The sequence below is a fragment of the Streptomyces sp. CA-146814 genome, assembly GCF_050942385.1.
GTDB lineage: Bacteria > Actinomycetota > Actinomycetes > Streptomycetales > Streptomycetaceae > Streptomyces.
The window spans coordinates 139,040-162,941 of the sequence record NZ_CP192068.1; the positions used below are offsets into that span (position 1 = coordinate 139,040).

General features: G+C 71.7%; 3 protein-coding genes. All 3 read right to left on the reverse strand.

Annotated features, from left to right (window positions below; translation table 11 throughout):
* Positions 1-2 precede the first annotated feature (2 nt).
* The 3 genes from ACQP09_RS00630 to ACQP09_RS00640 are packed head-to-tail and all read right to left on the reverse strand — an operon-like array spanning position 3 to position 23,793.
* Complete coding sequence (locus ACQP09_RS00630) at positions 3-8,381, reverse strand: type I polyketide synthase (RefSeq protein ID WP_433395050.1); 8,379 nt, start codon at positions 8,379-8,381, stop codon at positions 3-5.
* Positions 8,374-12,846, reverse strand: coding sequence for a beta-ketoacyl synthase N-terminal-like domain-containing protein (locus tag ACQP09_RS00635; RefSeq protein ID WP_433395052.1), 4,473 nt, complete (start codon positions 12,844-12,846; stop codon positions 8,374-8,376). The genes ACQP09_RS00630 and ACQP09_RS00635 overlap by 8 nt, the downstream gene beginning before the upstream one ends.
* A gap of 24 nt (positions 12,847-12,870) precedes the next feature.
* Entirely contained in the window at positions 12,871-23,793 is a 10,923-nt protein-coding gene (locus tag ACQP09_RS00640; protein WP_433395054.1) for an amino acid adenylation domain-containing protein, read from the reverse strand.
* Positions 23,794-23,902 lie beyond the last annotated feature (109 nt).

Here is a 23,902-nt window from a genome sequence, read left to right on the forward strand (position 1 = left end):
TCTCAGGTGGTGGCGTCGTGGAGCAGGAGCCCGGCGATGGCTTCGGCGGTCGGGTAGTCGAACACCAGGGTGGCGGGCAGCGTGGTGTTCAGCCGTTTGGCGAGGCGCTTGCGCAGCTGGACCATGGTGAGCGAGTCGATCCCGAGGGAACGCAGTGCCCGGTCGGCCGGCACGCTGTCGGGTCCGGGCAGGCCGAGCACGTCGGCGACTTCGCTGCGGACGAGGTCCAGCAGCAGGGCCGGCCGTTCGGCCTCCGAGGCGTCCGCCATCCGCGTATCGAGCGACTGTACGGTCCCGGAGGCTTCGGCCTCGCGCCCCTCGGTGGTGCGCCGCAGCATGGCGCGCAGCAAGGGAGGCGCTTCCGCGTCGCCGAGCGCGTGGCGCAGCGATGCCAGTTCCAGGCGTACGGGCATCAGCTGGGTCTCGGGCCGAGCGAGTGCGACGTCCAGGGCGTTCAGGCCCTCGGCCAAGGTCAGGGCACCGATCCCCTGACGTCGCAGGCGTCCCAGTTCGGCCTTGCCGAGGTGGGCGGTCATGCCCACTCCGGCCTGTTCCCAGAGCCCGAAGGCGAGGCTGAGTCCGGCAAGGCCCCGCTTGCGCCGGTTCGCCGCCAGGGCGTCCAGCGTCGCGTTGGCCGCCGCGTACCCGCTCTGGCCTGCGGTGCCCAGCGTTCCGGCCGCCGAGGAGAAGAGGACGAACGCGGCCAGGTCCAGCCGCTCGGTCAACTCGTCCAGCAGGCGCGCGCCCTGGACCTTGGGTGCCATCACCCGGTGCAGCCGCTCCGCGGTGAAGCCCTCCACCAGGCCGTCGTCGAGCACGCCGGCGAGGTGGAACACGGCCGTGAGGGGATGGCCCGGGTCGATCCCTTCCAGTACGGCGGCCACCGCGGCCCGGTCCGCGACGTCGCCCGCGGCCAGGTCCACCCGCTCGGCGCCAGCGGCTTCGAGCTCCCGCACGAACGCGCCGGCTTCGGGCGCGTTGCCACCGCGCCGCGACAGCAGTACGAGCCGCCGCGCTCCGTGCGCGCGGACCAGGTGGGCGGCGAGCGCGCTGCCGAGCTCACCGAGACCGCCGGTGATCAGCACCGTGCCGTCCGGATCGAGGGCCCGTGGCAGGGTCAGCACGGCCTGGTGTGCTGCGTCCTGCCGCGCGTGGCGCAGGGCGTACGGCGCTTCGCGTACGTCGAAGGCGGTGAACGCCCCCTTGTCCTGGCTCGCGTCGGGGGCGGACGGATCAGCGGCCGCCTGGGCGAAGGTGAGGTGCGCGGGCAGCGGCCTGAGGGTGGCAGCGTCCACGCGGATCTCATCGCCGAGCGCGGCTGCCGCACGGCCCATGACCCGGTCACCCGCGCGGACGGAGGTGACGCCGCTGCCGACCTCCCTGACGATCCCCGCGAACTCCAGGACCTGTGGTGCCCGCTCCGGGCTCATCCCGGCGGCTCGTACTTCGACGCGGACTTCCGACGGCACGACCGGCCCCGGCGCGACCTCGTCGTGCGGCGCGGCGATGACGTCCAACCGACCGTCGTCCCGCCGGTCCACGTGCCAGCCGCCTCCGTCCGGCAGGACGAGCGCGTCGACCTCCGCGACGGTCGGCCTTGCCCGTGGTACGTGGGCGCTCGCGCCGCGCAGTACGCACTCCGGCTCACCGCCGGTCTCGATCACGCGCGCCAGAAGCCGGAAGTCCGGGGTACCGGGACCGAGGTCGATCAGGCGCAGGACGCGCTCAGCTTGTTCCGTGCGGGCCGTGCGTACCATGCCCCACACGGCGGCCTGGGCCCAGTTCCCCACCTGGTCATCAGGGCGCGACGACACCGCGTCACGGCTGATCCACACGAGCTCCGCGCCCTGAAGCCGGGCGTCGCCGAGGCACACCTGAAGCGTCCGCAGCGTTTCGGCGGCGCTGCGTTCCGCGTCGTCCGACTGGGCGGACGCGTCGTTAGGGAGCGCGAACAGCAGCCGCCGAGGCGTACCCGCCCGGGCATCGAGCCGCTTCACGAGCGCGTCCAGGTCGGGTACGACGTCAGCGCCGAGCCCCGCGCCCAGCTCCGTGCCACCGACCACGAGAGTGCCCGCGGGGTCGAAGGTTTCGGCCACGAGGTGTACGGGTTCGAAGCCGACGCGGTAGAGGTGCTCGTCGAACGGGTGTCCGCGGCGTCGGCCGGGCTGGAACTTCAGCCCGCCGATCCGGGCCACCGGCTGGCCTGCCGGGTCGGCCAGCCATACGGTGGCCGGCGCGAGGTCCTCGTCCCCGCCGGACTCGTACGACACGCGCACGGTCAGTTCTCTGCCTGCGGTACGGAACAGCTCGACGTCCGACCAGATGAACGGGACGAGCGGCCCGGGAGCCGCACCCGCCTCCATCAGACCGGCGACGACGACCTGCAAGGCCGCGTCGAACAGCGACGGATGCAGGCCGTGGCCGGCCGTATCCAGCGCGCCCGGAAGGGACACCCGCGCGTAGTGGACTCCGTCGCGGCAGGCGAGTTCGCGCAGTCCCCGGAACGCCGGGCCGTAGTCGAGCCCGTTGGCGAGGGCGCGTCCGTAGAAGGCTTCGATGTCCAGGGCCTGGGCGTCGGGCACCGGCCAGTTGTCGAGATCCGGCGGCATGGTGGCGTCGGCGCCCGCACGGGTCACGCACTCTCCGGTCACGTGCTGCTGCCAGACCAGCGGCTCATCCGTGTCCTCGGGCTGGCTGTGGAGCGCGAGGGGGCGTCGTCCGTGCGCGTCCGGATCGCCGACGGTGGCCTGGATCCGCAGCGTACGGCCCGGAAGGAGGACGACCGGCTCCAGCAGCGTCAGGTCTGCCAGAGCGTCGGCACCTGCGGTCCGGGCGGCGAACAGCGCGGCGTCGATCAAGCCCGCGCCGGGTACGTAGACCTGCCCGCCGACGACGTGATCGGCCAGCCACGGGTCGTCGTCGAGCGACAGCCGGCCCGTGAAGAGGTGACCGCCGCTGCCCGCGAGCGTCGTGATCGCGTCGAACCACGGGTGGCTGTCCGTAGCCTGACCGGCCGTCACCGCGACGGGCCCGGACGGAAGCTCGCCGAGCCAGAAGCGTTGGCGTTGGAACGCGTACGTCGGGACGTCGACCTTGCCGACGCCATGGGACCCGAGGACTCGCTCCCAGTCCAGAGGGAAGCCCCGCTCGAACAACGTGGCGGCCGCTCGCCAGAGCTGGTCCACGCCGCCCGAGCCGCCGTCGGAGGACGGGCCGAGCTCGACGAACGCTCCGATCCCCTCGCCGCGCAGCCGCTCCAGCGCACGGTCGAGTCCCATGGGCTCCGGCTCTTGCTCTTGCTTTTGCTCTTGCAGATCGCGGAGCCAGTAGTCGCCGCCGAGCTGCGAGCCCGGCACGACCTCGCCCGTCAGACCCGAATGGAAGGGGACGGAAGTCCGGGCAGGGACCATCCCTGGCATCGCACCGCCGACCGCGTCCCCCGAGCGCGCGCCGGCTCGAAGGGCGATGACGCGGGCACCGTCCTCCAAGCTCAGCGCCCCGCTCACCACCGCGGCGGCGACCTCGCCCTGCGCGTCGCCCACCACCGCCGCCGGCTCCACACCCCAGCTACGCCACAGCGCCGCGCGTCCGAGGCAGGTTGCGAACAGCGTGCACGGCAGCACATCCGGACCGCTCACGTCCTCCTCGCCGCGCAGCACCTTCAGCACGGACCAGCCGGTCAACGGCGAGAGGACCGCGTCGCACTCCGCCAGGGTGTCGCGGAACACCGCGCTCTGCTCCAGCAGTTGACGGCTCGTCCCCGGCGGCTGCGCGTCCTGGCCGCGGAACACGAAGGCGATCTTCCCCAGCGCCGTGCCGGAGCCGGGCTCGACCGCCCGCAGGGCTTCGGCAGCATCCACGGTGTTGCCCGCGAAGACCACGGCGCGCGCGTCGAAGTGCGTACGGCCGACGGCGGAGGTGTAGGCGATGTCCCGCATCGACGCGGCGGGCCGCGCGTCGAGCCACTCGGCCCAGTTCCGGGCCTGCGCGCGCAGGGCGGCCGTGTCGGTGCCCGAGATCACCAGCGGATGGACGGGATCGTCGCCGGGCCGGTCCGCGACGACGGCCTGCGGTGTCTCCGGTGCTTCTTCAATGATGACGTGGGTGTTCGTGCCGCTGATGCCGAAGGAGCTGATGCCGGCGCGACGGACCCGCCGGGTTCGCGGCCACTTCCTCGGCTCCCGCAGAAGCTCCAGTTCGCCGCCGGTCCAGTCGATCCGGGTGTTCGGCTTCTCCGCGTGGAGCGTGCGGGGCAGCGACTCGTGCTGGAGCGCCAGCACCATCTTGATGACGCCGATGACGCCGGAGGCCGCCTGGGCGTGGCCGATGTTGGACTTGGCCGATCCCAGGTGCAGGGGTCGTACGCGGCCCGAGAACACCGAGGCAAGGGCGCCGGCTTCGATGGGGTCGCCGAGCACGGTGCCCGTGGCGTGCGCTTCGACGGCGTCGATGTCGGCCGGGGTCAGTCCTCCGTCGGCCAGGGCACTGCGGACCACGCGCTGCTGCGCGAGGCCGTTCGGCGCGGTGAGGCCCTGGCTGCGGCCGTCCTGGTTCATGGCGGTGCCCCGTACGACGGCCAGCACCCGGTCACCGTCGCGCCTCGCGTCCGAGAGCCGCTTGAGCACCAGGACGCCGCAGCCCTCCGCCCAGCTCGTCCCGTCGGCGTCGTCGGCGAAGCTCTTGCAACGGCCGTCGGCCGCGAGCCCGTTGAGGCGGCTGAACTCGACGAAGATCTGCGGGGTGCTCATCACGGTCACTCCGCCGGCGAGCGCCAGGTCGCATTCACCGCTGCGCAGCGCCTCGCAGGCCAGGCGCAGGGCCACGAGCGAGGAGCTGCATGCGGTGTCGACGGTGAGCGCCGGCCCGGACAGGCCGAGGGTGTAGGACACCCGCCCGGAGATCAGGCTCGACCCGTTGCCGGTGATCTTGTAGCCGTCGCTGCTCCCGACGTCCCAGCGCCGGGCGACGTCGTAGTCCGAACTCATCGCGCCGAGGTAGACGCCTGTGTTGCTGCCTTCGAGGGACGCGGTGCGCAGATTGGCCCGCTCGATCGCCTCCCACACGACTTCCAGGACGAGCCGCTGCTGCGGGTCCAGGGACAGCGCCTCACGCGGGCTGAGCCCGAAGAACGCCGCGTCGAAGTCCTCGACGTCGCGTACGAAGCCGCCCTTGCGCTCGAAGCGCCTGCCGGTGGCGGCGCGCTCCGTCTCCTCGATCGTGTCGAGATCCCATCCGTCCCAGCGCTGCGGGAACGGGGAGGAGGCTTCGCGGCCGTCGGCGAGCAGATCCCAGAACGCTTCGGGCGTGTCGATTCCGTCGGGAAGCCGGCAGGCCATGGACACGATCACGACGGGGTCGTCATCATCGGGCCGTACGGGCGCTGCGGCGACGGCGGGCGCGGCTTCCGGGGCCTCGTACTGCGCGTCCTGCGCGTCGGCGTGCGTCAGCAGCAGCGTCGCGATGGCTTGCGGTGTGGGGTAGTCGAAGGCGAGCACAGTGGGCAGCGAGACCCGGGTCCGTGCGCTGAGCCGGTTGCGCAGCTCGACCACCATGAGGGAGTCGAAGCCCTGTTCGCGCAGCGTCAGGTCGGGGCGCACGCCTGCCGCGGGCCGGCCGAGCAAGGCCGCGGCCTCCTGCGTGACGAGTGCGACCACTGATCCCGGACGCTCGGCTTCGGGCAGGGCCATCACGTCCTCGCGCCACGAGCCGTTGTCGACGGCCGGGACCGCGTCGTCGTGTTCGTCCAGCCAGTAGCGGCGGTGTTCGAACGCGTACGTCGGAAGGTCCGCCCGGCGCGTATCCGGGGCCGAGAACGGGATCGGGACCCCTTGGACGTGCAGCTCCGCCAGCGCCCGCAGCGGCTGTTCGATCCCGCCGCGCTCGCGGCGCAGGCTGCCCACCACGACGGCCGCCGCGTCGGCTTCGGTTCCCTGCGCCAGGGCTATCTGGAGCACCGGATGCGGACTCACCTCGACGAAGACCCCGAACCCGTCCGCCCGCAGGCGTTCCAGCGCGCGATCGAAGCGGACCGGCTCGCGCAGGTTGCGGCACCAGTAGTCCGCGCCGAGCTCCGGACCGGCTGCCCGCTCCCCCGTCACGCTCGAGTAGAAGGCGATCCCCGCATCCGCCGGGGCCAGGCCCGTGAGCTGCTCGCGCAGCCCGGGCAGCAGCACGTCCATGTGCGGGCTGTGCGACGCGTAGTCCACGTCCACGCGCTGGCAGTACGCGCCGGTGGCCTCCATCTGGGCGAGGAAGCGGTCCACCGCCTCGGCGTCTCCGGCCACGACGGTCGATCGCGCGGTGTTCACCACCGCGACGGACAGCGCCTCGCCGTAGGCCGCCAGCTGCTCGGTGACTTCGCCGACCGGGCGCTCCACGAGTCCCATCGCCCCGTCCGGCGCATGGTCGTGCACGGCCCGGGCGCGCAACGCCACGATGCGAGCGCCGTCCGCCAGGCTCAGCGCCCCGCTGACGACCGCCGCGGCCACCTCCCCCTGGCTGTGGCCGACGACCGCCGAGGGCTCGACGCCCCAGGCGCGCCACATCGCGGCGAGCCCGACGTACATCGCGAACAACGCCGGCTGCACCACGTCCGTACGCGTGAAAGGCGGCGCGATCCCGTCCTGCCCACGCACGACCGCGGCGACCGAGAACCCGGTGTGCGGGGCGAGGGCCTCGTCGCAGGCCGTCACGGCCTCGCGGAACGCGTCGTTCTGCTCCCACAGCGCCCGGCCCATCCCCCACCACTGGGCGCCCTGGCCGGGGAAGACGAACGCGACGCGGCCGCGCTCGGCGGCCGCGCCCGTCACCACAGCGTCGTGGCTCTCGTCCGCGGCGAGCGCCCGCAGACCGGCGACCGCCTCGTCCGTCGTGCCGGCGATCACCACGCCGCGCGCGGGGTGCTGCGTACGGGTCGTCGCCAGCGAGTGGGCGACGTCGGACAGCCTCGTCCCGGGCGACTGCCCGAGGTGGCTCGCCAGCCGTGCGGCGTTGCGCGTGAGCGCGTTCGGGTTCGTGCCGGACACCGCCAGGCAGACCGGACCGCCCGCATCCGGTGCGGCCGGTACCGCCGCGCCCTCGGGCGCCTCGCCGAGGGCGACATGCGCGTTGGTGCCGCCGTATCCGAAGCTGCTCACCCCCGCGAACCGTGGCCCGTCCGGCCACGCGACTGCTTCGGTGGCCACTTCCAGACGTGCGGCGGAGAAGTCGATGCGCGGGTTCGGTGTGCGGAAGTGCAGGCTCGGCGGAATGACGCCGTGGTGCACCGCCAGCGCGGCCTTGACGAGCCCGAGCACGCCGGCCGCCGGTTCGAGATGGCCGAAGTTCGTCTTCGCCGAGCCGATGCGCAGCGGCTCGGGCCGGTCGGGCCCGAACACGGCGCCGAGCGCGCCCGCCTCCGTCACGTCGCCCAGCGGCGTACCCGTGCCGTGCGCCTCGACGTACGACACCGCACGCGGCGCGACGCCGGCGTTCTCCCACGCCGACCGCAGCACCTCCGTCTGCGCCTCGCGGCCGGGGGCGGTCAGTCCGTCCGTCGCGCCGTCGTTGTTGACGGCGCTGCCGTGCACCAGGGCGTAGACGCGGTCGCCGTCGGCGAGCGCGTCGGACAGCCGGCGCAGCACGACCACCGCGCAGCCCTCGCCTCGTGCGTAGCCGTCGCCGTCGCCGTCGAAGGCTCGGCTCAGGCCGGCAGCGCTCTGCGTGCCGAGTTTCGTCATGGCCACCGAGGTGTTCGGATGCAGCATCAGGTTGACGCCGCCGGCGAGGGCGAAGTCCGACTCGCCGGAGCGCAGACTCTGCACGGCGAGGTGCACCGCGACCAGGGAGGAGCTGGACGCGGTCGCCACGCCCATCGCAGGGCCGCGCAACCCCAGCGCGTACGCGATGCGGGACGGGATCACCGAGGTGTCCCAGCCGATGGCCGAGTGGGCGTGGATCGCCTCGGCGGCGCCCTGCGTGAACAGCGGGTACTCCTGCCACATCGCGCCCATGAAGACGCCGGTGCGCGTGCCCGCGAGACTCGTCGTGGAACGCCGTGCGTCCTCGACGGCGGCGCACGCCACCTCCAGGGCGATCCGCTGCTGCGGGTCCATCTGCCGGGCCTCGGCCGGTGGGATGGAGAAGTACTCCGCGTCGAATCCCGTGACGTCGTCGAGGAATCCACCGCGACGGTTCGCCGCCCCGCCGGACGCCTCCGCGTCGGCCCAGGCGGTGGCGTTCCACCGGTCGGCCGGCACCTGACGCACGGCGTCGACACCGTCGAGCAGCGCCTGCCAGAGTGCGGTCGGGTCATCGATCCGGGCCGGCAGTCGGCAGCCGATGCCGACGATCGCCACCGGCTCCTGGCGGCCGTACGTCCGGGTGGCGGTCAGATCAGACACGGGTGGCCCCGATCTCGTCGGGCGCGTAGAGCGCCAGGCAGGTCTCCTCGATCGCGGCGAGCGGCCCCGCGTCGTTCAGGATCGTCATGTGGTTCGCGGCGTCGATCTCCACCAGGCGAAGGCCCGGCAGCTCGCGCTCCCAGTCCTGGCGGTAGTTCACGTCGTCGAGGGAGAAGGTCTCGCCGACGACCTGGAAGTAGGGTTCGACCTCGCCCAGGAAGAGCCCGCGCCGGTTGCGGAAGTAGGTGCACACCACGGCTTCCGGCCGCGGCAGCGGCCTGATGGTGTGCTCGCCGAGCCGGTAGGCGAGCTGGATCGCCATGTTGCGCCTGACGAACCGCGCGGTCCGGTCAGGTCTCATGGCAAGGCCGCGCTCGGCCGCCAACTCCGCGAGCCGCAGGACGAACGCGTCCTCGTCCAGGTCCTCCGCGACCTCGTCCCGGTGGACGAGACGGGCACGCAGGACCGCCGGGTTCTTCTCCCCCGCCGGCCAGAGCAGGGAGTTGACGACCTGGAGCGCCGCGCTCCGCGCCGACTGGAACCCGTTCGCGTTCGACTTCGCCAGACCGGTCCCGTCCGGCGAGTCCACCATCGTCAGCGAGGCCACGTCCTGCCCCTGCTCCTGCAGCCGCCGGGTCACCTCATAGGCGACGATGCCACCGAGGCAGAACCCGCCGATGTCGTACGGCCCTTCGGGCTGCACCGAGCGGATGACCTCGGTGTAGTACGCGGCCACGGCCGTGACGCCCTCGATCGGCGCGTCCTCGGTCAGCAGGCCGCGGGCCTGGATGCCGTAGAACGGGCGGTCGATCCGCTCGGCGATCGTACGGTAGGACTCGACGCCGGCGAGGGCGCCGTGGATCCAGAACACCGGCCTGCCCTCGGTCGCGCCGTTGAGACGGACCAGCTCCGGTGCCGACCCGCGCGAGGAGCGGGCCTCCGCCTCGGACAGCCTCGCGACCACGTCGTCCAACGTGTCGTGCGGCTGCCACCATTCGGGCCGGAAGCCCGGAAACGCGCTGCTGATCCGGCCGAGCATCGCGACCAGGAGCAGGGAGTTGAGACCGTAGTCGGCGAGCGACCTCGTGCCGTCGATCTCGTGCCGTGGCAGGCCCAGCACCGAGGCGACGAGATCGGCGACGAAGGCTTCGCGGTCCTCGCCGTCCACTCCGTCCGCACCGCCAGGAGAGCCGTCGCCGGTGTGCACGGCCTGATCCGACCTCGGCACCTGATCGGCGAAACACGTCAGACGGGCGAAGGGATAACCCGGCAGCGGGATTCGCCTGCGTCGAGCGCCGCGATGCATCAGGTCCCAGTCGATGGACGTGCCCGCGACCCAGTGTTCCGCCACCTCGTCGCGGTGGGTCGGCTTCCCGTCGTACACGACGCCGGCAGCGGGATCGACGCCGTCGGCGAACGCCACGCGGGCGAGTGTGTCCGGGTCGCCGTCGAGCCAGGCGTCCAGAACGCGAGCGGCCTCGTCGGTGCCCTGCGCCACGAACGCCAGCCGGCAGCTCATCGCCTCCCGGCCGACCTGCAACGTGTACGCGATGTCCGCCCAGGAGTGCGGATCCGCTCCGGCCAGCCGGTGCGTCAGCCGGCGTGCCCGCTCGCGCAGAGCGTCGACGCTCTGCGCCGAGAGCACAAGGACCTGCTCACCCGGGTCGTCGTCCGGGTGCGCGGGGGCGATGTGCTGCTCCAGCACGACATGCGCGTTCACGCCGCCGATCCCGAAGCTGTGCATGCCCGCGCGGCGCGGCAGCGGCCGGCCGGCGTCGTCGGTGCGCTCGGGCCACGGCAGGTTCTGCTCGGCGATGCGCAGCCAAGTCCCCTTGAGGGAGAGGTCGGGGTGCAGCTGCCCGAAGCCCGGGATCGCCGGAATCACACCGTGCCGTATCGCCTGCGCCGTCTTCACCAGCGCGGCCAGGCCGGAGACCACCTCCGTGTGCCCGATGCAGGGCTTCACGTTGCCCAGATACGTCACGTCTCCGCTGTTGTTCTCGGTGCGGAGTCCGGCGCCGAGCGCCGCCAGCTCCGCGCTGTCCGCCAGCATCGAGCTCATGCCGTGGGTCTCGATGTACTCCACGGCGCCCGGCTCGATCGCGGCGTCGGCGTAGGCGTGCGCGACGGCTGTCTTCATGCCCTTGATGTTCGGTGCCGTGAAAGACACACCCTTGCCGCCGTGGGACACTCCGGTGCCGCGTACGACGCAGTACACGAAGTCCCCGTCCTCCACGGCCCGGCGCAGGGGTTTGACCAGTACGGCGGCGACGCCCTCACTGCGCGCCGTACCGTCGGCGCCCTCCTGGAACGGCCGTACGTCACCGCTCGGGCTGAGCATCCCGGCGGCCCGCATCCCGCCGAAACCCGCAGGCGACATCACAAGGTTCACCCCGCCGACGATCGCCTGCTCGCACTCGCCGTCGCGGATGGACCGGACTGCCCGGTGCAGGGCCACGAACGAGGACGAACACGTCGTGTCGTACTGCTCGCTGGGGCCGTTGAGGTCGAGCAGGTAGGAGATCCGGTTGGGCACCATCGCGGGCGACGGCAGGCTCATCAGGTCGCTGACCGCGGGCCGGTACTCGCTCTGCGTCGTGGCGACGAACACCCCCGTGGGCCGGTTCCGCAGCTCGGCCGGCCGGTAGCCCGCGTCCTCGACGGCGTTCCACGACGCCATCAGCAGCAGGCGCAGCTCCGGCGTCACCTGGCGCGCCTCGGTCATCGACATACGGAAGAAGAGCGGATCGAACGCATGCACCCCGTCGAGGAATCCGCCCCGCAGCGCGGCCGCCTCGTCGCCGTCGTACGACGCCCAGTCCGCACGTTTCTCCGGCGGTGCGGTGATGCACCGTCCGCCCTGCTCGACGATCCGCCAGAACTCGTCGATGTCGTCGGCCCCGGGGAAGCGTGCGGACATGCCGACGATCGCCATGCCGTCGAGCGCGGCCTCGTCGACCTCAGCCTGAGGTCGAGGTTGAGGTTGAGGGTCAGGCTGTACGGGATCGGGTACCCCGTCCGGCGGTGCGGGCTCCGGCGGACGTGCGTCCCGCAGCTCCTCGGCGTACTCGGAGACGATGAACTCGCCCAGCTCGGCCAGGGTGTTGTGCTCGAACAGCACCGTGATGTCGAGGTCGATACCGAGCGTCCCGCCGAGGGTCCGGGCCACGTTCACCGCGAAGATGGAATCGAGCCCGTAGTTCGAGAAGGACTCGTCCCGCCCGATCCTCGTTCGCGGGATGTCCAGCGCCTCGGCCAGCACATCGAGCGCGACTGCCTCGATGTGGACGCGCAGCCGGTCTCCGGGCTCGCTCGCGTCGCTGTGATCGGCCACGGCTCGCGCCGGATTCTCGCGCACCGGCGCCACGTGCGGCGCGGACGGGCGCGGTACGGCCGTCGGCTGCCGTATGACGCCGTCGCTCTCGGCCACGATGATCTGCTGTCCCAGATCCTCGGCATCCCGCGCGGGCAGAGCGATCGCGCGGAATCCTTCCTGCGTCAGGGCGTGCCGCCAGTGCTCCGTGGAGAGCAGCGGGCTGCCCTGGATCCGCAGGTGCGGGTCCTCGTAGCGCCACCATCCGTCGAGGAGACCGAACGAGAACTGGCTGAGCAGGTTGTTCGCGGTCAGCTCGTTCAGGACAAGGAGTCCGCCGGGCCGAAGCAGCGCCTTGGCGTTGCGCAGGGTGTGGCGGATGTCCAGGGTGGCGTGCAGGACGTTGGCGGCGACCACGGCGTCGTACTCGCCGAGGATGCGGCCTTGATCCGCCACCGGGCGCTCGATGTCCAGGATTTCGCAGGTCAGCCAAGGGTTCTCCGCACCGAAGAGACGCTCCGCGTGGTTCAGGAAGACCCTGGATATGTCGGTGTAGCAGTACTCGCGCACGTCCAGCCGCGCCGACCGCAGCGCCTCCAGGACGACAGCGCTCGTGGCTCCCGTACCGGCGCCGATCTCCAGGATCCGCGCGCCGTCCGCCGTCCGGGCCTCTGCCCGCCGTCGCAGCCGCGCCACCAGGTCGGCGGCCAGCACCTGGTTGAAGAACGCCGACGCCGGGTTGGTCGCGTAGGCGTTCTGCACCAGCTCCAGCGATCCGCCGGGGAAGATGACCTCGGTGGCCGGCCGCCGTCCGGTGAGGATGTCGGGAAAGGCACGCAGGGTGGTCTCCACCAGGAGGTGGGTGGCCGCGAGGTCGGAATTCTCCCGCCACGTGGGCTGTTCCGTCTCCCACGCGCGCCACAGCTGCTCGATCGGCCGGTGCGGCCTGGCCTCGTCGAGCAGGATCCTGCCGTCCCGCCGCTCGATGTAGCCGGTCCCTTCGAAGATGCGCAGGCACTCGTCGAACCAGGCGCCGTACCCCGGCGCGAGGCCTGCCGACCCCCGTGCGGCCTCCGGAGTCTGCCCGGAGACACGGAACGCGCCGAGCGTGCGCAGATGGGACCAGAGGAAGTCGAGCAGCAGCTGTTTCATGATCAGTCCCTTCGAAGGCCGCGATCAGATGGCGAGCGCGGTCAGCTCGGCGATGCGGGCGCGCAGTTGGTCCAGGTCGCCGGTCGGCGCCGCCGCCGGTTCCTGGACGTCGGCGGGCACAGCGTCCGGCTCCACGGCCGTGGGGAGGATGACGTCGTCGTCGCCCAGGACGATGCCCCGGTCGTTGAGCGCGGGGCTGAACTTCATCAGCGTCAGCCTGCTGACCGGCGCCGCGCACAGTCGTTCGATCGCCGCGGTCAGCTCGTCCGGTTGGATGAGAGGCGCCTGGGCTCCGACCACCGCGCCCCGCTCTCCCTCGGTGGGTGCGTTGTTGAAGCAGTAGCCCAGGTTCAGCACCTTGCCGGCAGCGCCGTACCCGCGTTGCACCGTCAGCGCGAACGCATCGAGGAACGTGCAGGCGGCCGCGTAGTTCGCCTGCTTGATGGCCTTGAGGTAGGAGTTGATCGAGGACAGGAACAGGGCGAAGTCGAGCGAGTCACCGCCGAACACCTGCATGCACCGGACGCTCGCGTCGACCTTGGAGCGCAGCACGTCTTCGAACTGTGCCTCGCTCATCCGGGCCAGGCTCGCCCCCGAGAACACCAGGCCCGAGTGGATGACGCCGTGCACCGCGCCGAACCGTCGGGCGATCTCGTCCTTCGCCTCGCGCAGGGCCGCGAGGTCGGTGGCGTCGCACCGCAGGTACAGCGGCGCGGGTCCCTCCGCGCCGGTCGCCTGAGCGATGGCGGCTTCGACGCGCGCGTCCTGCGGCCTGCGTCCGAGCCACACCACCTGGGCGCGGTACCGGCGGATCAGGTACGCGCTGATGACCGTGCCGAGGGCGCCCGCGCCGCCGACGATGACGTACGTGCCGCCCTGCCGCAGCCGGGACGACGTCGGTGGGGCCGACTGAACCGTCATCAGCCGCTGCCCGTGCCACCGACCGTCGCGGTGGATGCGCAGGTTGCCGTCCGGGTCCGCGGCCAGGCCGAGCACCGCGTCGAGAGAAGGCGCGTCGTAGTCCTCGACGTCTGCCACCCGCACCCGCCAGTTCGGGTACTCCTTCGCGGTCGACCCCGCCAGGCCGGCGACACCGGCGTGCGCCGGGTCCACGGCCTCGGCCTCATGGACGGCGTGCGCCCGTTCGGTGATCAGGGTCAGGCCCAAGGAGCGGTCGCCGTACCCTGCGGCCAGGAGTGCTTTCACCGTACGGAAGGCATGCAGCGAGCCGCCGGCCTGGCCCTCGACGACGCTCTCACCGGACCGGTCGTCCACGGCGCCGGGCGCCACCCAGATGAGATGGTCGAGTTCCGGGACCGACCGGAGAGACGTCTCCAGGTCGTCGTACGTACTCGGCGACGGGTCCGCGAGCACGTGCGCGCCTGGCAGGCGCGCGAGGAGAGCGTCCCGCGCCTGCCCTGGGGCCGCGATGATGCCCACGGATGCGGAACTCTGCGGCCAGGTCGCGGACTCCGTCCGCTGAAGGGGATCCCACACCGGCACCAGCGTGGTGACACCGTCCACCGGATCCGACGCCCGCTCGGCACGCACCCGGTCCGGCGTCCGCTCAGCGCGCGCCGGGTCCGGCGTCCGCTCGGCACGCGCCGGGTCCGGCGTCCGCTCGGTTCGACGGCCTGCGATGCCTCGCAGCCGCAGGCACACGGTGCCGTCGTCGGTCGCGAGGTCGATGTCGATCCGGTCCGCGCCGCGCGTGTCCTCGGCACGGCGTACCAGGGCCCACATCGTGGTCGCGCCGGGGGCGAGGACTTCGGCCGACTTGATGGTGAACACCAGCCCGACCCGATCGTCGTCGCCGCCGTCGCCGTCGCCGTCGAGCAGTCGCATGCACTGCATCGCCGAGTCCACCAGCGCGGGATGCGGGACGGGGCCGTCCGTGGCCCCTGACGCCGCGCCGGGCAGCCGCAGTTCGGCGAGCACCGCGTTGTCGCTACGGTGCACCGCCACGACCCCCTGGAAGGTGGGGCCGTAGGCGATGTCGCGCTCCCGCCATTCGGCGTAGAACCGCTGGGGGTCGAATGCTGTGGACCGGAACTCCCGGAGCAGTGCGGGCAGATCGAGAGCCCGCACGGCCGTCGGCTCGGTGCCGGACACCTCGCCCTGACAGTGGAGTACGGGTTCGTCTCCGGCGGACTCCGTGGACGACACCGTGAACCGGGTGGCGTCGCCGTCCGCGCGAAGATCCACCCGCAGTGCGCGCGGCACGCCCGACACCGCGAGGGGCCGCAGGAAGACGATGTCGTTCAAGCGGACCGGGTCGCTCGCGGTCCGCCTCGCCGCTGCTGCGGCCCAGTGCAGATACATGGCTCCCGGGGCGATCCCGGTTCCCTGCACCTGATGTTCCCGCAGGTAGAACTCGTCGCCGGTGAGGACTTCGTCATCGCGCTGCGGCCCGTCGTCCACCGGCGCGCGGTTCGGCAGCGCATAGCGTTCCCGCTCGAAGGGGTAGCCGGGAAGCGGAACGCGGCGGTAGCGGCTGTCGCGGAACAATTCGGCGAAATCCGGTGCCTCGCCGTCGAGGAACTGCTGGGCGACTGCCCGCAACCTGGAGTCCGGGCTCTGCGCCGGGATGTCCTGCCCGGAGAGCCAGGCGGTGCACCGGCTCTCCAGTTCCGCGATGTCCCGGACCACCATCACCCATCGATGCCGCAGGTGCCTACGGCCGAGCAGAAGGGTGTGGCTCATGTCGCCGAGATCGAGGTCCGGGTGCTCGCGGCAGTGGCGCGCGAGCCGGGCCACCTGTTCGCGCAGGGCGTCCTCCGTGGCCGCCGACAGCGCGATCATTCGGGCCCCGTCCTGCCTGCTGCGCGGCGGCGTGGGCGGCTTGGACGGCTTGCGCGGCTTGGACGGCTGCTCGATGACGGCGTGGGCGTTGGTTCCGCTCGCGCCGAGCGACGTGACCGCGGCGCGCCGCCTGCCGCCTTCCGGCACGGCCCACCGCCTCGGCTCCGTGTGCACGAAGAACGGGCTGCCGGCCAACGTGACGCTGGAGTTCGTCTCCGTGTGGTGGGGCAGACCGGGGATCACCTCGTGCCTCATCGCCAGCAGTGTCTTGATGACGCCGATCACGCCGGCCGCAGCCTGCGCATGACCGATGGAGGCCTTGGTCGAGCCGAGCGAGCAGAACCCCTCGGCGTCCGTGAAGCCACGGAACGCGCGGTCGAGCGCCCGGAATTCCACCGGATCGCCGAGCTTGGTTCCGGTGCCGTGCGCCTCGACCAGCCCGATCCCCGCCGGGTCGATGGCGAAGTCCTGGTAGATCTGCCGGATCAGCCGTTCCTGCGAGGTCCCGTTCGGCGCGGCGATCCCGTTGGTCGTGCCGTTGTGGTTGATCCCGATGCCACGGATGACGCCATGGATGTGGTCGCCGTCCGCCTCGGCGTCCGAGAGCCGTTTGAGGACCAGCGCACCGACCCCCTCGGCGGGCACGAATCCGTCGGCCGCCTGGTCGAACGCACGGCTCCGGCCGGTCGGGGAGAGCATTCCGGCCCGCGAGGCCGCCAGGTACAGCCGCGGCGAGTTCTGTACGTAGACACCGCCCGCGATCGCCGTGGTGACCTCGCCCGCCCACAGCGCCTGACAGGCCAGGTAGAGGGAGACCAGCGAGCTGGAGCATGCGGTGTCGACCGCGATCGCCGGCCCGTGCAGGTCCAGGTAGTACGCGATGCGGGACGGCACGAGCGAGTTCATGTTGCCCCACAGCGCCTGGCCCGGGTAGTCGGACGGCCCCGTCAGATCCAGGTAGTCGCCCGCGGCGCAGCCCACGTAGATACCGCACCGGTCCCGGTCGAGCGACTCGCCCGCGTGGCCCGCGTCCTCCAGCGCCCGCCACGCTTCCTGGAGGAACAGCCGCTGCTGCGGCTCCATGTAGACGGCCTCCGCACCGGAGATCCCGAAGAAGAGCGGGTCGAACTCGTCGACGCCGTCCAGGAGACCGCCGTCCAGGCAGACGCTGCCCAGCGCCGCGAGGTCCCAGCGGTCCACCTTCGAGACGGCGTCCCGGCCGGAGGCCAGCAGGTCCCAGAACTCATCGGTGTCCCGGGCCCCCGGGAACCGGCCGCTCATGCCGACGATCGCGACGGGCTCCCGGCCTCCGCCGGACGGCTCGGCTACGGCGGACAGCCCGGGTACGGCGGGCGCCTCGGGTGTGGCGGACGCCTCACGTACGGCAGGCGCCTCGGGTGTGGCGGACGCCTCACGTACCGCTGACGCCTCGGATACGGCAGACACCTCACGTACCACCGCCGGCTCGGACACCGCGGCCGCGACGGCGGCGCCCTCCTCGTCGACGATGTAACTCGTCAGCCGCCTGATCGACGGGTTCTCGAACAGCACGCTCGGATCCAGGTCGGTGCTGAGCGACTCGTTGAGCCGCTGCACCAGGGAGACGCCGGTGAGCGAATCCAGTCCGTAGTCGGCGAAGGGCTTCTCGGGCGCGAGCTCGTCCGCCGTCAGCTTCAACGTTTCGGCGAGGATCCGCTCGACGTTCGCGCGGACGTGCTGCTCGACCGAACCGGACGCGGCAGGCCGCGAACCCCGGCGCGGGACAGGCGAACCAGCGCGCGCCAGCAGTACCTGCTGGCCCAGATCCCGGGCGGGCTCCGCCAGCAGGTCGACCGTGCCGAACCCGCACTCCCGCAACACCTCGCGCCACGCGTCCGAGGACAGCGCCGGTCCGCCCTGGATGCGCCTTCCGTCCGTGAACCGCCACCATCCGTCGAGGAGCCCGAAGGTCAGGTGCGACCACCAGTCGTTCCGGGCGAGTTCGTTGAGTACGAGGACCCCGCCGGGCCGCAGCAGTGCTCGGGCATGACGCACGACCCGCACGATGTCCTGGGTGGCGTGCAGGACGTTGTTGGCGATGACGATGTCGTACCCACCCGTGGCAAGTCCCTGTGCGCCGGGCTCCCGCTCCACGTCGAAGGTCGAGAAGGACACGTACGGTACGCGGCCGGCGAACCGCCGCTCCGCGTCGATCAGGAACGCCTTCGAGATGTCCGTGTAGCGGTACTCGGCGACGTCGCGGCCCGTCAGCCGGGCGAAGACGCGCTCGCTGCTGCTGCCGGTGCCCGCTCCGATCTCCAGCAGCCGGATGCCGTCGCCCCGGGCGTCCACCTCCGCACGCACCGCGTCGGCCGTCACGTCGTTGAAGTAGTCGGCCGTCGCATTCCCCCGGTACACCGGTTCGACCAGCTCGAACGAGCCACCCGGGAACATGACCGCCGTGGCCTTCGTCCGCCCGGACAGGATCGCGGGCAAGGCCTCGGTCATGCGCTCGGTCAGGCCGGTCTTGGCCGCCAGCTCCGGATCGTCGGCACGGGCGTCCTTCCACGCACTCCAGGCGCGCCACGCCTGTTCGAAGCTCGGCGCACTCTTCCTGGGCGCCACGAAATCGCCCTCACGCACGAGTTCTCCGTGGCTCAGCAGCACGGTCACCGTGTGGTCGAGCCACGGGGCGAGGGACGGCGTGATCCTCTGCCCGCTCAGGCCGATCAGGTCGCGGCGAACGGGCGCGTCGAAGAGTCCCGCCGCCACGAGCTGGGCGAGCACGAGCGGGCGCGAGAGGCTGTCCAGCTCTTCCGTGGCGGACGTGCGACCGGACAGGAACGTCTCGACGCTCTCCGGCTCGGCCGCGGCCGCGAGCAACGAGGCCGCGTCGAGCGGGTCGGCGGCCCGAGGAACCGACACGGCATCGAGCGGATCGGTCGCCCGGTGAACCGGCACGGCGTCGAGCGGGTCGGTGGCCCGGGTAACCGGCACCGCCTCGGCAGCCGGCCAGTACCGTTTCGCGGCGAACGGATACGTCGGCAGGCTCACCCGCGCCGACGGATGCGCGCGGTGGTAGGCGTGCCAGTCGACATCGATGCCGTTCACCCACAGGGGCGCGATCTTGTCCCACTCCCCGCGTTCGAGCCACCCGGCGACCAGGTCCCGCAGCTCCCCGGGGCGGTCGAACATGGCCCGCAGCTCGTCCTCAGGCCGTCGGGCCGTCCCTTCGAACACCGTTCCGCGCGCCCCGCGCTCGACGTAGTCCTGAAGGGTGGCGATCAGCCCGTCGACGTCGTTCGCGACGAAGACCACGCGTTCGGCCATCGCCCGCCGACCGACCTGCAGCGTGTACGCGAGCGGCGCCAAATCACCGTGCGCGTCCCGGTATCCCGGCAGGAACTCCAGAAGCTGCCGCGCGAGGACGCCGAGCCGCTCCCCGTGGCGGGCCGAGAGGACCACCGCCTGGGGGCCGGGGCGTCCGGCGGCCCGCGCACAGGTCGGCGCCTGTTCCAGTACGGCGTGCACGTTGGTGCCGCCGATCCCGAAGGAGCTCAGTCCCGCCCGTGCGGGCCCGTCGCCGTCCAGCGGCAGATTCCGGTCGGCCACGAAGAACGGCGACTCGTCCCAGTCGATCTCCGAGCTCGGCACGTCACTGTGCAGGGTCCGCGGAACCTCGCCGTGCTGCAGGGCCAGGGCCACCTTGATGAGGCCGGCGATCCCCGCGGCCGCGTCCAGGTGGCCGATGTTGCTCTTGACCGAGCCGATGCCGCAGTACTGGCTGCGTTCCGTGTAGTGGCGGTACGCCTCGGTCAGCGCCGCGACCTCGATGGGATCGCCGAGCCTCGTACCTGTGCCGTGCGCTTCGACGTAGCTGATGGTCGACGGGTCCGTGCCCGCCTTGTCCAGCGCCTTGCGGATCACCTCGGCCTGGCCGCGCACGCTGGGCGCGTAGAACCCCGCTTTGTCGCCGCCGTCGTTGTTCACCGCGATGCCACGGATCAGGCAGTAGATGTGATCGCCGGCGGCGATCGCCTCACCGGCGCGTTTGAGGACGACCACGCCGACACCTTCGCCGCCGGACATGCCGTCGGCGCCGTCGGCGAACGCACGACTGCGTCCGTCGCTGGAGAAGTTCAGGCCCGGCTGGTGCACGTATCCCAGTTCCCCGGCGGAGAACAGGCTGGCCGCGCCGACGACCGCCTGGTCCACGTCGCCGGCCAGGAGTCCCTGACAGGCGACGTGCACCGCGCTCAGAGCGGAGGAGCAGTTGGTGCTCACCGCCATGCTGGGGCCGCGCAGGCCCAGCTTCGTGGAAATCATCGTGGGCACCGTGCCGCCTTGGGCGAACAGCCACGCGGCGTACGTCTCGGAACTGGCCAGAACTCGCGGGCCCGACGCGTTCGCCATCAGAGCCGGGAGCAGGGCTTGGTAGAAGTTCGTGCTCGTGGACGTGGTGACGCTGGTCCGGGGAACATCCTCCGGGCGGTAGCCGGCGTCCTCCAGCGCCTGCCACGCGTGCTGCAACAGCAAGCGCGCCTGCGGGTCCATGAACTCGGCGTCACGCGGGGAGATGTCGAAGAACGCCGCGTCGAACTCCGCCCTGCCGTCCACGACCGACCGCTGCGGCACGTAGCCGCTTCGGGTGATCAGTTCCTCCGGCACTCCGAGCGTACGGAGTTCCTCGGCCGACCAGGACGTGGAGCCGCTGCGTCCTTCCACGAGCGCGGACCAGAAGGCGCGGTGGTCCACGGCGCCCGGGAACCGGCAGGAGATGCCGATCACCGCGATCGAACCATCGAGCGAGGCGTCGTCGGCCGCCGGAGTGGCAGGGTGCGGATCAGGGTGCTGCTCGGGCCCGACCGGCTGCGCCGCAGATGCCTGTTCAGCAGCTGCCCGGCCGGCAGGCAGCAGCCCCGTCAGGTGTCGGGCCATCGCCGCGACGGACGGGTGCGCGAAAACACTGGTGGGCCGCAGCGAGCAGCCGAACTCGCGGTTGATCCGCTCCACCGCCTCGATGGCCGCGAACGAGTCTCCGCCGATGTCGAAGAAGCCTGCGGCACGGTCGATGTCACGCGAGCCGAGCACCTCTTCGAAGATCCCGCGCACGGTCCGCTCGATGTCGAGCGCGGCCACCGGGCTGTCGGCGGCCGGGCTGTCGGCGGCTGGGCTGTCGGCGGCCGGGAGCGGCACCGTCCGGGTGGCCTCGGTCAGCTTCGCCCGGTCGACCTTGCCGTGGGCAGTGAGCGGAAGGGCGTCCAGGGCCACGAATGCGGCGGGCAGCATGTAGGCGGGGAGGGTCTTGGCGAGTTCCGTACGCAGCAACGCGGCGTCGACCGGCGCATCCCCCTTCCCGTTCTCGTTCCCGGCGGTGTAATAGGCCGTGAGCCTGTCCGACAGGCCGGCATGTTCGAGCAGGACGACGCTTCGGCCGATCTCCGGCCGGGCATCCAGCACCGCCTCGATCTCACCGAGTTCGACGCGGTGGCCGCGCAGTTTGACCTGGTGGTCCATCCGGCCCAGCACGACGATCTCGCCGTTGGGCAGTCGGCGCGCGCGGTCGCCGGTCCGGTACAGCCGTCCGGGCGCGAACGGGTTGTCCAGGAAGCGCTCGGCCGTCAGCTCCGGCCTCCGGTGGTAGCCCAGGGCGACCCCGTCGCCCCCGATGTGCAGCTCGCCGGTCACGCCGACCGGCAGGGGACTCAGCTGCTGGTCGAGGACGTACAGCTGGGTGTTGGCGATGGGGCTGCCGATGGTCACCGGTTCCTCACGGCTCAGCCGCTTGGCCGCCGACCAGATGGTCGTCTCCGTGGGCCCGTACAGGTTCCAGGCCTCGCCGCGCGCCACGAGCTGGTCCTTGAGGCCGTCCGGTAACGCCTCGCCGCCGCACAGCACCTTGACGCCCTCGGTGTTCCGCCACCCGACGCGCACCAGCATGGCCCAGGTCGCCGGAGTGGCCTGCATGATGGTGGGCCGCCATTCGGCGACCTTCTCGGCCAGCAACGTGGCATCGGCGGCCGTGGCCGAGTCAGCGACGCAGACCTGCCCGCCGGTGATCAGCGGGAGGTAGAGCTCCAGGGCGGCGATGTCGAAGCTGTGCGTGGTGATGGCCAACAGCCGGTCGTCGGAGGCCACTTGGAGCGTGTCCGCCATGGCCAGCAGGAAATTGGTCAGCGCCGCGTGCGGAACGACGACGCCCTTGGGCTTCCCGGTGCTGCCCGAGGTGTAGATGATGTAGGCGGCTCGCGGGCCCGGCGCATCGGAGGCCGTCTCCCCCGACGCTGCCGCTGCCGACCCCTGGACGACCTGATCGTCCTGGCGATCGGTCGCGTACAGCCTCACCCCCGGCGTCCCCACGGCGGCCAGCCTGTCCATCACCGCCTCATGGCAGATGACGAGGTGCGCGCCGCTGTCCTCGACCATGTAGGAGAGACGTTCGGCCGGCAGTCGGCTGTCCAGAGGCAGGTACACCGCGCCGAGCCTCATGACGGCGAGGAGGGCCACGACCAGGTCGAGCGACCGTTCGTAACAGACCCCTACGACGTCCCCGGGGCCGACGCCTCGACGCGTCAGCGCCTGCGCCAACGCCGAACTCTGGTCGGCGAGTTCGCCATAGGTGAGCGTCCGCTCTCCGCAGCTGACCGCCGGGGCGTCCGGTTTCGCCTCCGCCTGTTCGGCGAAGAGATCCCAGCACGTCCGATGCGCGGGAAAGTCGGCCTCGGTGCGGTTCCCTGCCTCGATGGCGAGGCGCCGCTCCTCGTCGTCGAGCAGGTTAAGCGCGCCGATCGGCGACTGCCCGTCCGAGGCGAGGATGCTGTCCACCAGGGTGGCGAAGTGGTCTGCCATGCGCGCGACGGCGTCGGCCGAGAAGGCGTCAGGGTGGTACTTCCAGTTGACCAGGAACCCGTCACCGGGAGCCACGTCCACCGTCAGGTCGTACTCACCCAACTGGTACAGCCCGTCGACGAGTTCGAAGTCGTTCTCGCCGGTGGCGCGGGCCCGCTCGCCCAGGTATCCGGAGAGAGCGGAATCCTGGTAGTTGTAGACGATCTGGTAGAGAGGCGACCGCGGATTCACGCCCCGGGCACCGAGATCGTCCACGATCCGGTGGAACGGGTAGGTCCCGTGCTCCAGCACGTCGAGCACCGTGGAGCGGACGCGCCGGGCGAACGACGTGAACTCCTCGGAGGCGTCCGGCCTGCTCCGGACGGGCAGCGTGTTGACGAAGCAGCCGACGACCGGGTCGAAGTGTTCCGTCGGGCGCCCGGCCACCGGCATCCCGATGACGAGGTCCTCGCTCCCGGTGTACCGGTGCAGCAGCGTCAGGAAGGCCGCCAGGAAGAAGATCCCCGGGCTGATCCCGTGGGAGGCGGTGAAGACCGCGATGGCGGCGGCCCGCTCCTCCGACAGCCGGCTGGTGTGCACCTCGCCCACATGAGGCGCGTCCGGCGGTAGGGCCACCTGTGAAGGCAACCCGGTGAGGACGTCCGCGCCGGCGAGCTCCCGTACCCAGAACTCGCGGTCCTCCTCGGCGCGTTCACCGGCGAGTGCGTCCCGCTCCCACGCGACGAACTCACCGAACGAGGCGGAGCCCACCTCACTCGGCACGTCGCGCCCCTCGCCCCGCGCCCGGTACGAACGGAACAGCGTGTCGACGACGAGACGCCCCGACACCCCATCGATCACGAGGTGATGGACGACCAGCAGAACGTACGCCTCGGACGCGGAGCGACGCAGGACAGCCAGCCGGGTCAGGGGACCACCGGCCAGGTCGAACGGCCGCCTCGCCCTCTCCTTCAAAAGGTCCGGCACCCGATCGGACGGCATATCGGAGATGTCCACGTACTCGACGGAGAAACCGTCCGCGTCTCCGTGGGACAGACGCGGCCCGTCGTCCGTCTCGCGCACCGTGGCCGAGAGCAGCGGATGCCGGGAGAGCGTGTCGCGGAAGGCGGCCTGAAGCGCCTCGGTGTCCACGTCCGCGGCCGAAAAGCACACGGGAACGTTGTACGCGTACGTCTCCGGCTCCATCTTGGCGAGCGCCCACAGGCCGCGCTGCCCTTCGGACAGCGGGATGTCCACGCGTCTGCCCAGCTCTGCCAGTGCCTCCCTGGTCGATATCTCGCCGTCGGCGTACATGCGGGCGAGCGCGCGAAGGCTCATGACGCAATCCTTCCTGCCACGCCACCCAGGCATGACGCGGCAGCAGAAGAGCGAAGCCTGACCCGACGCGGCATCTCGGCCGGGCGTTCGAGGCCTGCGCGCAGCGGCG

What these genes read in the sequence shown, in the direction of transcription:
- ACQP09_RS00640 (WP_433395054.1), bottom strand. Translation starts at nt 23,793, where the DNA reads ATGAGCCTTCGCGCGCTCGCCCGCATGTACGCCGACGGCGAGATATCG.
- ACQP09_RS00635 (WP_433395052.1), bottom strand. Translation starts at nt 12,846, where the DNA reads ATGAAACAGCTGCTGCTCGACTTCCTCTGGTCCCATCTGCGCACGCTC.